This is a genomic window from Xanthomonas sontii, from assembly GCF_040529055.1.
Taxonomy (GTDB): Bacteria; Pseudomonadota; Gammaproteobacteria; order Xanthomonadales; family Xanthomonadaceae; genus Xanthomonas_A; species Xanthomonas_A sontii.
Window position 1 is genome coordinate 200,262 of the sequence record NZ_CP132342.1, and the last position, 14,912, is coordinate 215,173.

Here is a 14,912-nt window from a genome sequence, read left to right on the forward strand (position 1 = left end):
ATGGCCCGCGTCCTGGTCACCGGCGCGTCCGGCTTCATCGGCGCCTACATCGTGCGCGCCCTGGCCGCGGCCGGCGTACCGGTGCGTGCCAGCGGCCGCGACACCACCAAGCTGGCGGCCTTCGCCGGCGATCCGCGGATCGAGGTCGTGCCCGCCGAGCTGTGTCGCGATGACCTGGCGCCGTTGCTGCGCGGCTGCGATGCGGTGATCCACTGCGCGGCGTTGTCTGCAACGTGGGCCAGCGCCGAGACCTTCCGCCTGGCCAACGTGGTCGCCACCGAACGCCTGCTCGCCGCCGCGCTCGCCGCGCGCGTGCGTCGCTTCGTGCACTTCAGTTCGCCCAGCATCTACTTCCGCTTCGCCGATCAATACCAGATCACCGAAGACTTCACCCCGCCGGCGCGCTGGATCGGCGGCTATCCGCAGACCAAGTGGGAAGCCGAGGAAAAGGTGCGCGCCGCCGCCGCGGCCGGACTGCCGGCGGTGGTGCTGCGCCCGCGCGCGGTGTTCGGCCATGGCGACAACGCGATCGTGCCGCGCTTGCTGGCGGTGGCGCAGCGCGGCTGGTTCCCGCTGGTCAACGGCGGCCGCGCGATGATCGACGTGTGCTGCGTGGAGAACGCGGTGGCCGCGGCGCTGGCTGCGCTGCGCGCCGAGCACATCGGCGATGGCCGCGCCTACAACATCAGCAACGGTGTGCCGATCGCGGTGCGCGACCTGCTGACCGAACTGTTCGCGGTGCTGCGCCTGCGCGTGCAGCTGTTGCCGCTGCCGCGCGGACCGGCACTGGCACTGGCCACGCTCGGCGAGCAGATCGCGCTGCGCCGTCGCGGGCAGCCGGAGCCGCGGCTCAGCCGCTACGGTATCGGCGTGCTCGGCTATTCGCAGACGCTGGACATCGGCCGCGCCCGCCGCGAACTCGGCTATGCGCCGGTGCTGTCGACCGAGGCCGGGCTGGCCGCGCTGGGGCGGGCATGAGCGCGCCCCGGCTGCGCTGGCGGCTGTACGAGGCCGGCCACTGCACGCACCCCGAACGCGCCACGCGCCGCGGCGCGCCGCTGGCGCCGTGCCCGTTCCCGGCGCTGGCGGCCCTGCTGCAGCATCCACAGCAGGGCGACCTGTTGTTCGACACCGGCTACGCCCGTCATTTCTTCGATGCCACCGCGCGCTTTCCCGAACGCCTGTACCGCTGGCTGACTCCCGTGCAATTGGCACCCGGGCAATCGCTGCGCGAACAACTCGCCCGCGACGGCGTGGATGCGGACCGCATCGGCTGGATCGTGCTGTCGCATTTCCATGGCGACCACGTCGGCGGCGTCGCCGATTTCCCGCAGGCGCGCCTGGCCTGCGCGCAACAGGCCTGGGACGATCTGCAGCGCCGCGGCCGGCTGGCCGCGCTGCGCGAAGGCTTCCTGCCCGCGCTGCTGCGCGGCGCGCGTCCGCGCATGCACTGGATCGAGGCGCTGCCCGCGACGCTGTCGCCCGCCGCACTGCGCGACTTCGACACGCCGCGCGATCTGTTCGGCGACGGCAGCGTGCTGCTGGTGCCGCTGCCCGGGCATGCGCCCGGCCACTACGGCCTGTGGTTCGAGGACGCGCACGGCCCGGTGTTCCTGATCGCCGACGCGGCCTGGTCCAGCGCCGCGCTCGCCGACGGCACGCCGCCGCCGGCCCTGGTCACCCGCCTGCTCGGCGAGCATCGCGTGTATCGCGACACCCTGGCGCGGCTGCATGCGCTGCGCCAGGCCGAGCCGGGCTTGCGCCTGGTGCCCTCGCATTGTCGGCAATGGCGGCCGGCACCGGCGGAGCACACGCATGGCTGAGGCCCCCGGCGTGCTGATCACCGGCGCACGCGCGCCGGTCGCGCTGGACCTGGCGCGCCGCTTCGCCGCGCAGGGCTGGCGGGTGCACCTGGCCGACAGCGTCGCCAGCCGCATCTCCGGCTGGTCGCGCGCGGTCGCCGGGCATCACCGCATCGCACCGGCACGCGATGCGCCACGCGCCTGGCTGTCCGATCTCAACGCCCTGCTCGCGCGCCAGCGCATCGACGTGCTGGTGCCGACCTGCGAGGAAGTGTTCTACCTGGCCCGCTATCGCAGTGCGCTGCCGACGCAGTTGCAGCTGCCGTTGCACGACTTCGACACGCTGCGCACGCTGCACAGCAAGTACGCCTTCATGGAACTGGCGCGCAGCCTGGACAGCGCCATCGACGTACCCGCCAGCGTGCGCGTGCGCAGCCTGGCGCAGGCGCGCGAATGGGCCGGCGACGCGCCGCTGGTATTGAAACCGGAATTCTCGCGCTTCGGCGTGCATGTGCGGCTCTATCCGGACGGTGTGACCGCCGATGCCACACCGCTGCCCGCGCAGGGCGACTGGGTCGCGCAGCGCTACTGCGCCGGCGAGGAGCGCTGCTCGTATGCGCTGGCGCGCGACGGCGTGCTGCTGGCGCATGCGGTGTACCGCCCGCGCTACCGCCTGCGGCGCAGTTCCAGCTACTACTTCGACGCCGCACCGAACCCGCAGATCGAGCGCTTCACCGCGCAACTGGTGCAGGCGCTGCGCTTCACTGGGCAGATTTCCTTCGACTGGATGGTCTCCGCGCAAGGGCGCTGCAGCGTGATCGAATGCAATCCGCGTGCGACCAGCGGCCTGCACCTGTTCGCCGCGACCGATCCGCTGGTGGCCTTGCTGTGCGGCGACGCGGGCGCGGCGCCGGCGCCGTTGCGCCCGGCCGACGACCGCGCAGCGATGCTGGGCATGCTGATGCTGGGCGTGGCGTTGCCGGCGGCGCTGGGCCAGGGCCGGCTGCGGCAGTGGCGCCGCGACTACGCGCGCGCCGAGGACGTGCTGGCGCCGCGCGGCGACCGCTGGCCGCTGGCCGGCACGCTGTGCGACCTGGGCAGCCACGCGCGCCTGGCGCTGGCACAACGCTGCAGCGTGCGCGAGGCCGCCACCCGCGATACCGAGTGGGACGGCGAGGCACTGCCGCCGCCATGAGTACCGACAGCGCCGACGCTGCGGCCGCCGATTACGCCGCGCAGCTGCAGCGTTTCGCCGCGCTGCATGCCGGCGGCGAGGCGCAGCAGCTGGCCGACAACGCGCATGCGCGCATCGAGGTGCTGCAGGCCGGCGCGCTCGCGCTGCCGGTGACGGTCGGCGAACGCCACCCGGGCAACGCCTGGGTGTGCTCGCCGCGCACCACCTATGCCGACTACGCCGCCGAGGAAGCCGCGCGGCTGTTGCCGGGCGCGCTGGCCGCGCCGGTACGCGGCCTGTGCGGCGGCATCGGCGCGTGGCTGGACTGGGCACGGATCGACCGTGCGGTCACCCTCAACAACTGGCTGCTGTCCACCAACCTGTACCCGCCGCTGCCGCCGAGCGGCTTGCGCGCGTTGCTGGATGCCGCACGCGCGTGCTGGCCCGACCACGCGCTGTGGTTCCGCTCGCTCAACGCGGTGGATACGCCGCAATGGCTGCACGCGCTGCAGGCCGAAGGCTTCACCCTGATCGCCAGCCGCCAGGTCTACCTGTACGAAGACTGGCCGCGACTGCTGCGCCATCGCGACCTGGCCCGCGACCTCAAACTGGTCGACCGCCGCGACCTGCAGCGCTGCGGCAACGACGCCATCGGCGAGGCCGACTATGCGCGCATCGCCGCGCTGTATGCGCAGCTGTATCTGGAGAAATATTCACACTGCAATCCTGCCTACCACGCCGGCTTCCTGCGCGCCTGGCACCGCGCCGGGCTGCTGCGCTTCGACGGCTTCCGCGATGGCGACGGGCAACTGGTCTGCATCACCGGCCTGTTCGGCGTCGGCGGCACCGTCACCGCCCCGATCGTCGGCTACGACCTGCAGCTGCCGCAGCGGCTGGCGCTGTACCGCACCCTCACCGCCTGCGGCATCGACCATGCGCGACGGTATGGCCAGCGCCTCAACCAGAGCGCCGGCGCGGCCAGTTTCAAGCGCCAGCGCGGCGGCATGCCGGTCATCGAGTACAGCGCGGTCGATGCGCGCCACCTGCCGCTGCGGCGACGCCAGCCGATCGCCGCGCTCGGCGCCCTGACCCGGCGCATCGGTGTCCCGCTGATGCGCCAGTACCGGCTGTGAGGCCAGGCAGCGCCAAGCCCGAAGGCGGGCCGTAATCGTTTTCAGCGTCGATCGCGCATGCCGCGTCGGCTGCCCGACACTGGCACTGGCATATACTTTGCTGCATCTGCAACACCTCATCGCCGCTGCGGCCCGGAACATCTGTGGAATGGATTGCGCATCTGGCCCATGCCGGCACCTTGCTGATCGTCAACGCATTGCTCGCGGCGGTGTCCTCGGCGATGTTCCTGGCGCTGTACGTCACCGGCCGCAAGGAACGGCACGCCCGCAGTCTGTTGCTGCTGACGCTGAGCTACGGCGTGTTCACCCTGGGCTTCGGCACCCTGCTGGCGCCGGCCTGGCACTACATGGACGTCTGGGTCGCGCCCGCCGGCAACGTCACCCTCGACGTGGCCACCGCACTGACGCTGTTGGCGGTAAACGCCTACCTGCGACGCCCGCTGCTGCAGTGGACATTGCTGGTCCCGGTCGCGCTGCTCTGCGTGCTGGAACTCTACAGCCTGCACTACACAGGCCTCGATCACCGCATCATGGTGATCTTCGGCGGCCTGGTACGCGGCATGCTGACCCTGGCCACCGCGGTGGCGCTGTGGCGCCACGCCGACAGCACCGTGCGCACGCCGGCGCGCTTCACGGCCGTCTTCCATTTCCTGTGGGCCGGCATGGTCGGGCTGCGGGTGGTCTGGTGGGCCTTCCATCCCGACGTCGATACCAGCTACGACCCGACCACCAACTTCGGCCTGCTCTCGCGCATCGTGCTGACCGCCAGCATCACCCCCGGCTTCCTGTGGATGCTGACCCGCGAAATGAACGCGGAACTGCGGCGGCACGCCTCGCAGGATCCGCTCACCGGGGTCACCAATCGCCGGGTGATGTGGGAGCGCGGCGAGGCGGCGACCCTCGATGCCGCACGCAAGCGGGCGTCGATCGCGGTGCTGATGATCGACGTGGACCATTTCAAGGCGATCAACGACCGCTTCGGCCATGCGGTCGGCGACCAGGTGCTGGTCGCCATCGCGCAGACCCTGACGCAGCACATCCGCATGCCGGACCTGCTGGCGCGCATCGGCGGCGAGGAGTTCATGGTGCTGATTCCGCAGGGCGACGAGGCGTCGGTGCGCGATCTCGCCGAACGCCTGCGGCGGCGCATCGAGCAGCAACAGATCGATGCCGCGCCGGAGGCGCCGCTGGTGTGCACGGTGAGCATCGGCTACTGCCTGTCGCCCGGGGCGCAGGCGTCCTGGCAGACCCTGGTGCTGGCCGCCGACCAGGCGCTGTACGCGGCCAAGCGCGCCGGCCGCAACCGGGTCGCCGGCACCACCATCACATGAACGCGCGCGGCGCGCGGCACACCACGCGCGTGGCGCCGGCGGCATGAGCGCCTGGCATCCGTCCCAGTACCGGCAGTGGTTCGCCGTCGCGCCCGCCACGGCGTTGCGGCGCCGGCCGCTGGCGGTATCGGTGATGGATCGGCATGCGGCGATCGCGCGTTGCGCCGACGGCGGCCTGCTGGCGCTGGAGGATCGCTGCCCGCACCGGCACGCGCCGCTGTCGGCCGGCTGCGCCACCGGCGACGGCCTGTCCTGCCCCTATCACGGCTGGCGCTTCGACCGCGCCGGCGCCCTGCGCGAGATCCCCGGCCTGCCGCCGGGGCAGGCGCCGCCGGCGGTGCGGGTGCGCGCCTTCGCCGCGCGCGAACACGATGGCCTGATCTGGCTGCGTCCCGATCCGGAAGGCGCGGACGCGCCCTCGCAACTGGTGCAGGCGCTGCAGCCGTCGGCGCGGCGCTTCCTGTGGCGCACGCGCTGGGATGCGCACGTGGTCGATGCGCTGGAGAACTTCCTGGATCCGCTGCACACCCATCTGCTGCATCCGGGGCTGGTGCGGCGCGGCGGCGCGCGCACCGCCATGCGCGCCGAGCTGCGCCACACCGACGAAGGCTTCCACGTCGACTACCGCGGCGCCGCGGCGCAGAGCGGCTGGCTGTACCGGTTGTTCGAATCGCCGCGCATCCTGGAACGCGCGCATTTCGCCGGCCCCGGCAGCGCGCAGATCGAGTACCGCTACGCGCGCGGCGGCCGCGTGCGGATCAGCCTCCACTTCACCCCGCTCGACGCGCGCAGCACCGACGTCTTCGCCAGCCTGCACGTGGAGGGGCGCTGGGCGCCGGCGTGGGCGGTGCGGCTGCTGGTGTGGCCGCTGCTGCGCCGGGTCGGCGAACAGGACCGACGCATGCTCGCGCTGCAGTCGCGCAACCTGCAGCGCTATCCGGGCGCGCGCGGTGCCTCCACCGCGCTGGACCTGGTGCGCGAACCGCTGCGGCGTTACTGGGACGGCGAGCCGCTGCCGGCACCGGGCAGCGGCCACGACGTGGAACTCATGCTGTGACCGCGCCGAGCCGCTGCAGCACATCCGCCAATGGGGCCGGACGCCCGAGCAGATAGCCCTGCACGCCGCCGCAGCCGTGCGCGCGCAACCAGCGCAGCTGCGCCTCGGTCTCCACGCCCTCGGCGACCACGTCCAGCCCCAGGCAATGGCCCAGGGTCAGCAGCGCCTGGCAGATCGAGGCGTTGCGCGGATCGCGGTCGACCTCGGCGACGAAGCTGCGGTCGATCTTCAGCGTGTCCAGCGGCAGGTCGCGGAGATACGCCATGCTGGAGAAGCCGGTGCCGACATCGTCCAGGGCCACGCGCACGCCCAGCGCGCGCAGTTGCCGCAGCACGTCGCCGGCCTGCTGCGGCTGCCGCATCAGGCTGCTCTCGGTCAGCTCCAATTGCAGGCCGTTGGCGGCCAGCCCGGCCTCGGCGCAGGCCTGCACCAGGTCGGCGACCAGATCGCCATCGAAGAACTGCAACGCCGACACGTTCACCGCCACCGGCAGGTCCGGCCATCCGTGCTCGACCAGGGCGCGACGCGCCCGCGCCGCCGCGCGCGTCACCCAGCGCCCCAGCGGCAGGATCAGCCCGGTGTCCTCGCACAACTGGATGAACGCATCCGGCGCGATGAAACCGCCATCGGCCTGCGGCCAGCGGATCAGGGCTTCCAGTTCGCGCGGCGCGCCGCTGACGGCATCCATGATCGGCTGGAAATACAGCTCGAACTCCTGGCGCTCGATCGCCTGCTGGATGCGCCCGGCCAGGCGCAGGCGTTCGCCGGTGCGCGCGGCCATGGCGCGGTCGAAGCGCACCAGGCTGCGGCCCTCGGCCTGCGCCGCATGCGCGGCCTGCGCGGCGCTGCCGATCGCCTCGTCGGCATCGGCGGCATCGTCCGGACACAGCGCCACGCCGATGTGCGCCTGCAACTGCTGAGCGAATTCGCCGCCCTGCACGGGTGCGTACAGCGCCTCCTGCAGCGCCTGCAAGGCCAGCGGCAGGGCCTGCGGGTCCAGGATCGCCAGCACGAAGTCCTGCGCCGGCTGATGCGCGCTCAGCCCGAAGCGCTCGCCGAGCGCGCGGATGCGCTCGGCCACTGCGCAACGCACTGCATCGCCGACGGCGCGGCCGAGGGTGTCGCCGATCAGGGCCAGGCCACGTACCTGCACGTAGGCGATGGCGTAGCCGCCGCGCTGCGCGCGCAGGGCTTCGGCCAGCGCCCGCGGCTTGAGCAGGCCGGTGCTGAATTCGTGGCGTGCGAGATAGGCCAGTTCGCGTTCGTGGGCCAGGCGCTCGGTGACGTCCTCGGCCAGGATCAGCCGCGCCGGCACGCCGCCGAACTCCAGGTCGGCGCTGTGGATGCACACCGACAGCAGGCTGCCGTCCTTGCGCCGATGCGTCCACACGCTCGGCGCGTCGAAGCCCTCGCGCGGTTTGCGCACGTCCTGCAGCAAGCGCTCGGCATCCTCCGACGGACGCAGATCGCGCAGGTCCATCGCCAGGAATTCCTCGCGGCTGTAGCCGTACTGGCGCACCGCGGCCTGGTTCACTTCGAGGAAGCGCAGACTGTCCACGGAGAACACCCAGTACGGCAACGGATTGCGATCGAACACCAGGCGGAACTGGCGCTCGGCATCGAGCAGGCGCGCGTGCGCCGCCACCCGGTCGCTGACATCCTGCACCGCGCCGGTCATGCACACGCCCTCACGGGTGTGCACCAGCGCGCCGCGCGCGGCCAGCCAGCGCAGGCGTCCATCGGGCAGGTGCATGCGATAGACGGTGTTGTAGTCCGCGCGCCCTTGCGCAGCGTCCTCGTACAGCTGCGTCACCCGTGCGCGATCCTCGTCGTGGATCCGCGCCAGGAACGCCTCGATGGGCAGTTGCATGCGCTGCAGGCCGAACATCGCGCCGGTCGGTTCGGACAGGCGCAGCACACGCTGCGCGATGTCGACGCGCCAGGTGCCGATGCCGCCCATCCCGTGCGCCAGGCGCAGATCCTCGTCGCCACGCCGCAGGCGCTGCAGCAGGTGGCGCTGGCGACGCTCGGCACGGCGCAGGCTGACCAGCAGATAGGCCAGGCCGAGCAGGTACAGCACGTACACCAGCGCCGCCGCCGCGGCGAACCACCACCAGCCGGACAGCGTCTCGCGCAGCCCCACCCCGGCGACTGCCAGCAACGGATACGCACCGCCGCCGCTCAGCGCCAGGATACGCGGTGTCCCGTCGAAGACATCGCGGCGTACGCCCAGGGCGCCGCCGTGCGGCATCGGCTGCGCCAGCGCGATCGGCAGGCGTGGCTGGCCGGCCGCGAGCGGGCGGCTGGCGGCCAGCAGCACGCCCTGCGCGTCGGTCAGGGCGACGATGCCGTCGCGCCCGCTATCGGTGCCCTGCACGATGCGTTGCAACGCGGCCACCCGCCATTGCGCCTCGACCCAGCCATCGGTCCCCCACGGGACCGCCACGCGCACCACCGCCTCGCCATCGGCCAGGCGCACTGGCGGACTCACGCAGACCCGGTCGCCGCAGCGCGCGCGCGGCATCCATGCGCGCAGTTGCGGATCGCTCGCGCCGCCGAAGCGGCGTTGGCCCTGCACATCCAGCAGGGCCACGTCGCGCAGTTCCGGGTGCCGCGCCTGCAGGCCGTGCAGCGAGGCGGCGATCAGCTCGGGCGCCCGCACCGGCGTCTCCGCCAGCAGCGCCTGCGCGCTCAGGCCCTCGCCATGCAGGGCCTGGCCGAGATTGTCCAATTGCAACTGCAGCAGGCGGTCGCTGCCGGTGGCCAGGGCCAGGCTCTGCCGCTGCGCTGCGGCCAGGCGGTTGTGGCGGTCCTGCGCCAGCACCAGCACCAGGCCGGCGGCCAGCAGCACCGCCAGCGCCACGCCCCAGGTCGCGATCGCCCGCAACGGCGCGCGCGTGACGCGCCGCAGGCTGTGCCGAAAGCGACGGTCACGCTTCCTGTCGGCGAGCGGGTTCGGCGGCATCGAGGGTCGGGAGTGCGGCGTGGATGCTGGATACAGCGGCCTGGGATCGGCGATCTTGACCGCCCGTGACGCGATGCTGCGTTCAGCGATGCGGATAAATCATTCAGTCCGCTGCGGCCACTGCGCCAGTGCCTGCGTCGTCAGTCCCACCCGTCGGCACGCACGCGCGGCGATGCCATCGTGCAGTGCCACCCGGAACAGCGGCGCCACCTGCTGCAGCAACCAGGCCGGCACCGTCGGGCCGGTGCGCTGCAGCCGTGCCTGCCGCAGCAGGGCGCTGGCCCATGGCGGCAGCAAGGCCGCGCCGGCGCCCAGGAACAGTTCGCGCGACAGTCCCGGCGCCGGCACCGGCAGGCGCAGGCCGGACAGCACCGCCAGCACCTCGCGCGAGCGCGCATCCACCCGCAGCAGCGGCCGCTGCCGCGCGAAATAGTCCAGCACCGCCGCCTCGCTGGCCGGGACGTCGCGTGCGCCCAGCGCTTCGGCGACGCGCCGGCCTTCGTCGTAATAGCGGTCGGCGATCGCCGCCGGCACCGCGCGGCAGTAGCGGCGGTAGCCCTGCAGGAAGCCGTAGGCCTCGGTCACGTGGACCCAGGTCAGCAGCGCCGGATCGTCGGCGGCGTAAGCGCGCCCGTCGGGCGTGTGGCCGCGCACCCGCGTGTGGATCGCACGCACACGGGCGATCTGGCGCTGCGCCGCGTCGGTGGGCGCGTAGCTGGTGGCGGCGACGAACTGGGTGGTGCGGCGCAGGCGCCCGACCAGATCCTCGCGAAAGTTGGAATGGTCGTAGACCCCGGCCAGCGCCAGCGGATGCAGGGTCTGCAGCAGCAGCGCACACAGCCCGCCGGCCAGCATCCCGGGAAACTCGGCATGGATGCGCCAGGTGACGCTGTCCGGACCGAACAGGCCCACATCGCCGAGCGGCTGGTCGTAGTCGATGGCGTCGCGCTCGCGCGGGAACGCGCCCAGCACCCAGCGGCGGATCTGCGCGGTGGCCGGAGCGGCGAGGGTGCGTAGCAGCGGGGGCATGCGCCGATGGTAGCGAAAGCGGCGCGAGCGCCGTGCGATGGCGTATGGCGCGCCGCGGCCGCGCCGCATGTGCGACCGCAGCATGCACTTTGCGGCCGCTGTGCTAGAAAGAAGCTGCCTCAAGATCGCCAACCGACGTTCCGCGTCCGTCACCGCATCTGCAAGGAGCCCGTCATGCTCGCTCTGTTCAAAGGCTTGGGATTGCTGCTCGAGGACAACGCGCTGCACCAGCGCTCGTTTCCCGAACAGGTCGCGCACTGGCAGCACAAGAGCGAGGCGCAGATCCGCGAAGAGGTCGCGTTGCTGGCCAAGGCCAAGCAGCAGTGGCTGGTGGCGTCGATCATCGGCTGGCAGGCGATCTCGCTGATCCTGCTCGGCGTGATCACCGCGCAGTTGTGGCAGCACGACTACCACCTGACGTTCTCGCGCATCGTCATCGTGGTCACCTCGTGGGTGGCGATCCTGTTCGTGATCTGGTTCATCGCCAACATGTTCGACCGCACCGCCGGCTTCGAGCGCTGGCTCACCGCGTTCAACAGCCGCGAACCGCTGTCGGCCGATGCCGACACCGTGGAGTGCGTGGCCGACGCGCTGAACATGGCGCGCAAGTACCCGGAGATCCTCGCCTACAAGCGCGAGGTGGTGGCCAACCGCGAACTGCGCCACGAGGACATCCGGATCATGCGCGAGATGGGCCGCATCCGCCTGCATGCCGAACTGGTCGCCTCGCTGATCCAATTCGAAGGCACGCCGCCCGGCGGCCAGCCCGGCGTGTTCCGCGTCGCCGGCTGAGGCCGCCGCACACGCATCTCACGCGCGCCGTCTGCGATAGACGGCGCGCCCGCCGATCCGACATCACGCGCGGGCGCGACTCGGGCGCAACACGCGCGCAGTCGGTCGTGATCCGCGCGCCCGATAGCGTGTTCGCTCAAGTCCCCGCGATCGCCGCAAGGGCGCAACGCCGCGGCGATGCCAGCCCCAGTCAAACCGCACCGACCCGACGCAGCCGGCGTCAGCCGACCGCGGCGACACAGGGCATTCCCAACGCCCGTTTCGCGAAATATAATCATTCTCGATTAGAACTTTCACCCCACGGTCTCGATGACACTGCATCCCCTTTCGCGCGCCTGCCTGCTGGGCATGGCGCTGTCCCTGCCTGCGCACGCCGCCAGTGCCGACACCGCCTCGGACGCCGACAGCGGCGCCGATGCCGCACAGGCGATCGCCCTGCCCACGGTGCAGGTGCGCGCCGATGCGCAGAGCGGCTTCCGCGCCACCGGACCGGTGCAGGCCGACAAGTCGGATGCGCCGCTGGCGCAGACGCCGTTCTCGATCACCGTGGTGCCGCGCGCGCTGCTGGACAGCCAGCAGGCGCGCACCCTGTCCGATGCCCTGCACAACGTCTCCGGGGTGGTCGCCAACACCTACGGCCGGCGCGGCTGGGACGACCTGATCATCCGCGGCCAGACCGCCTCCGACGCGCTGTTCGTCGACGGCCTGCGCACCGCCGACAGCAACCGCGTGGCCGAGCAACTGTTCGGCGTGCAGCAGGTGGAGGTGCTGAAGGGCCCGGCCTCGCTGCTGTACGGACAGGTGCTGCCGGGCGGCCTGGTCAACCTGATCAGCAAGCATCCCGGCGCCGAGCCGATGCGGCGGGTCGACCTGGGCGTGGGCAGCGACGGCCTGCGCCAGGGAAGCGTGGATCTCAACCAGCCGCTGTCGGCCGATGGCAAGGTCGCACTGCGCCTCAATGCGCTGGCGATGAACAGCGACGACCCGACCGACCACGTGTACTTCCGCAGCCGCTGGATCGCCCCCTCGCTGTCGCTGGACCTGGGCCCGCGCACCGATTTCGTGCTGCTGACCAGCTACCAGGAACGCGACTACATCCGCCAGCAGGGCCTGCCCTGGGAAGGCAGCGCCGAACCCAACCGCAACGGCAGGATCGACCGCGCGCTGTTCACCGGCGAACCCGGGCAGCGGCCGTACCACAGCCATCAGAGCCGGATCGGCTACGTGCTCGATCACCGCTTCGACAACGGCTGGAGCCTGCACCACGCCGCGCGCTGGCAGAGCTTCGGCCTGGACGGTTTCCTGATCGCCAACAACGGCCTGGCCGCCAACCTGCGCACCCTGCGCCGTACCGCCACCCAGCAACAGTTCGACGGACGCACCTGGGTGCAGGACACCTACCTGCAGGGCGGCTTCGCCACCGGCACCTGGCAGCACACCGTCACCGCCGGCCTGGACGCGTTCAAGACCTGGGAATGGAACGTGCAGTCGACCTGCCGCGTCGGCAATCTCGACGTGTACGCGCCGGTCTACGGCAGCGCCGTGACCTGCCCGGCCCGCCCGACCCGCGACAACCTCAGCGTGGTGACCTCGGGCGGCCTGTACCTGCGCGACCGCATCCAGTTCGCACCGGACTGGCAACTGCTGCTGGGCCTGCGCCACGATCGCAGCCGCAACCAGAGCGAGGACCGGCTGGCCGGCAGCGACACGCGCACCGACAACAGTGCCACGACGGGTTCGGCAGCGCTGATGTTCGACGCCGGTGGCGGGCTGCGCCCGTATGTCAGCGTCGCCACCTCCTTCTATCCCAATGTCGGCGTCGATGCGCAGGGCGCGCAGTTCGATCCCGAGCGCGGGCGCCAGGTGGAACTGGGCGTCAAGATGGAAGTCGGCAGCGGCACCAGCCTGAGCATGGCGCTGTACGACCTGCGCCGGCGCAACGTGCTGCAGACCGATCCGTTCAACGACGGCTACAGCATCGCCGTGGGCGAACAGCGCAGCCGCGGCCTGGAGCTCAACGCCGCCGCCGACCTGGGCAACGGGTTGAGCCTGTTCGGCGGCTACGCCTACACCGATGCGGTGGTCACCGACGACGGTGGCCAGCGTGTCAGCAGCGTCGGCAGCCGCCTGAACAACGTGCCGCGGCATAGCGGTTCTGTGTGGCTGCAGTACACCGCCCACGGCGCGGCCGACGGCTGGAGCGTCAGCGGCGGCGCCCGCGCCGAAGGCGAGAAGACCGCTTACGGCCATCGCATTCCCGGCTACCTGGTGTTCGATGCCGGCCTGGGCTACCGCCAGGGCCATTGGCGCTACGCGCTGAACCTGAAGAACGCCTTCGACCGCGACTACTTCACCGGCGGCCTGCAGCGCGCCGTGGCCCTGGGCGATCCACGCACGCTGCTGTTCTCGGTGGGCGTGGATTACTGAGTGGGTGCGCGTCGCTGCCACGACGGACGCCGTAGCTGAAAGCGCGGATGCCGGATCGCGGGGAACACCTGTGGGAGCGACTTCAGGGCACCTCTAAAAACCCCGCCTTTGGCATCATTGGTCTGGAGAACACGCCGAGGACGCCACGATGATCAGCCTGTTTGCCGGCCACGAACGCGAAGCCAAGCGGCAGCAGATCGGCGATCCTCTGGCTCTGCTGTCACGGCATATCGACTTTGCCGGGATTGCTCACGTCGTAGACGCGAAGCTGTCCTTGGGTACTGGCAAGCGCGGTGGCCGTCCGGCTTGGCCGACGCAGGTGATGATCAAGCTGCTGCTGTTGCAGCAGTTGTACAACCTCTCCGACGATGCGCTGGAGTACCAGGTGCTGGATCGGCGCAGCTTCCAGCAATTCCTCGGACTGGAACACAGCGGCAAGGTGCCCGACGCCAAGACGATCTGGGTGTGGCGCGAACGGCTCAAGACCAAGGATCTGATGGGCGACATCAGCGCGGCGATCGGTGAGCAATTGCAACGTGCCGGGTTCATTGCCCGCGGCGGTCAGATCATCGACGCCAGCATCGTCAGCGCTCCGATCCAGCGCAACACGCGCGAAGAGAACGCGCAGATCAAGCAGGGCGATGACGTCGGCCAGGACTGGAGCGATGCCAAGCGTGCGCAGAAGGATATGCAGGCACGTTGGACCAGGAAGCATGGGGTGGCGTTCTACGGCTACAAGCTGCACGCCAGCACGGACCGTCGCTGGGGCTTCATCCGCCGCTACGACGTGAGCGCGGCCAACGTGCACGACAGCCGTCACTTCGAGCAGGTGCTGGACCCGGACAACACCGGCCGCACGGTATGGGCCGATAGCGGGTATGCCGATGCAGCGCGGGAAGCAGACCTGAAAAGGCGTGGTTACCGCCCCGCGATCCAACATCAAGGGCATGCGCGCAAGCCCTTGAGCGAGGCAGCAAAGCGCCGGAACCGTCGAATTGCCAAGGATCGGGTGTTCGGCGAGCACCCGTTTGCGCGCTTGGCCCAACAAGGCGGCAAGTTCGTACGCTGCATCGGCTTGGCGCGGGCAAAGGTGGTGATCGGGCTGAAGGTCGCCAGCCATAACGTGATGCGGCTGGCACGGCTACAGGAGCGGGCCATGGCGCCAGCGTGATCGGCTGAGGTAGCCCAGCGGCCACCTCAGC

11 protein-coding genes are annotated in these 14,912 nt (G+C 71.1%); 9 read left to right on the plus strand and 2 right to left on the minus strand.

Features of this window, described 5'->3' with window-relative positions:
• From RAB70_RS00915 to RAB70_RS00940, 6 genes are all read left to right on the plus strand, one after another.
• A complete protein-coding gene (locus RAB70_RS00915; RefSeq protein ID WP_148828032.1) occupies nucleotides 1-978 on the plus strand; it encodes an NAD(P)-dependent oxidoreductase in 978 nt (325 codons plus the stop codon).
• The gene (locus RAB70_RS00920; RefSeq protein ID WP_148828033.1) at nucleotides 975-1,823 is read left to right on the plus strand and encodes an MBL fold metallo-hydrolase; all 849 of its coding nucleotides are present in this window, start codon (nucleotides 975-977) and stop codon (nucleotides 1,821-1,823) included. The genes RAB70_RS00915 and RAB70_RS00920 overlap by 4 nt, the downstream gene beginning before the upstream one ends.
• Nucleotides 1,816-2,997, plus strand: a complete 1,182-nt coding sequence (locus RAB70_RS00925) for an ATP-grasp domain-containing protein (protein WP_148828034.1) — start codon at nucleotides 1,816-1,818, stop codon at nucleotides 2,995-2,997. Before RAB70_RS00920 ends, RAB70_RS00925 begins: the two co-directional genes overlap by 8 nt.
• On the plus strand, nucleotides 2,994-4,109 hold the full coding sequence (locus tag RAB70_RS00930; protein ID WP_148828035.1) for a hypothetical protein: 1,116 nt from the start codon (nucleotides 2,994-2,996) through the stop codon (nucleotides 4,107-4,109). The genes RAB70_RS00925 and RAB70_RS00930 overlap by 4 nt, the downstream gene beginning before the upstream one ends.
• Nucleotides 4,110-4,252: 143 nt before the next feature.
• A complete protein-coding gene (locus RAB70_RS00935; RefSeq protein WP_148828036.1) occupies nucleotides 4,253-5,440 on the plus strand; it encodes a diguanylate cyclase in 1,188 nt (395 codons plus the stop codon).
• Between the two features lie 43 nt (nucleotides 5,441-5,483).
• The gene (locus RAB70_RS00940; RefSeq protein ID WP_148828037.1) at nucleotides 5,484-6,497 is read left to right on the plus strand and encodes a Rieske 2Fe-2S domain-containing protein; all 1,014 of its coding nucleotides are present in this window, start codon (nucleotides 5,484-5,486) and stop codon (nucleotides 6,495-6,497) included.
• Here RAB70_RS00940 and RAB70_RS00945 read toward each other — a convergent pair.
• Both RAB70_RS00945 and RAB70_RS00950 read right to left on the minus strand, forming a co-directional pair.
• Nucleotides 6,487-9,384 carry an EAL domain-containing protein gene (locus tag RAB70_RS00945; RefSeq protein WP_148828038.1) on the minus strand — a complete coding sequence of 966 codons (2,898 nt, stop codon included), beginning with the start codon at nucleotides 9,382-9,384 and terminating at the stop codon, nucleotides 6,487-6,489. The genes RAB70_RS00940 and RAB70_RS00945 overlap by 11 nt on opposite strands.
• Before the next feature lie 177 nt (nucleotides 9,385-9,561).
• Nucleotides 9,562-10,491, minus strand: coding sequence for an oxygenase MpaB family protein (locus RAB70_RS00950; protein ID WP_148828039.1), 930 nt, complete (start codon nucleotides 10,489-10,491; stop codon nucleotides 9,562-9,564).
• 174 nt (nucleotides 10,492-10,665) lie between these two features.
• Between RAB70_RS00950 and RAB70_RS00955 the strand changes: the two genes are divergently transcribed.
• The 3 genes from RAB70_RS00955 (at nucleotide 10,666) to RAB70_RS00965 (ending at nucleotide 14,881) form a co-directional block, all read left to right on the plus strand.
• Nucleotides 10,666-11,283 (plus strand): hypothetical protein, encoded by a 618-nt coding sequence (locus RAB70_RS00955; RefSeq protein WP_026143828.1) that lies wholly within the window; start codon nucleotides 10,666-10,668, stop codon nucleotides 11,281-11,283.
• Nucleotides 11,284-11,592: 309 nt separating this feature from the next.
• Nucleotides 11,593-13,710, plus strand: coding sequence for a TonB-dependent siderophore receptor (locus RAB70_RS00960; protein WP_148828040.1), 2,118 nt, complete (start codon nucleotides 11,593-11,595; stop codon nucleotides 13,708-13,710).
• A 148-nt stretch (nucleotides 13,711-13,858) separates the two neighbouring features.
• Nucleotides 13,859-14,881 carry an IS5 family transposase gene (locus tag RAB70_RS00965; RefSeq protein WP_148829423.1) on the plus strand — a complete coding sequence of 341 codons (1,023 nt, stop codon included), beginning with the start codon at nucleotides 13,859-13,861 and terminating at the stop codon, nucleotides 14,879-14,881.
• The last annotated feature ends 31 nt before the right edge of the window (nucleotides 14,882-14,912 follow it).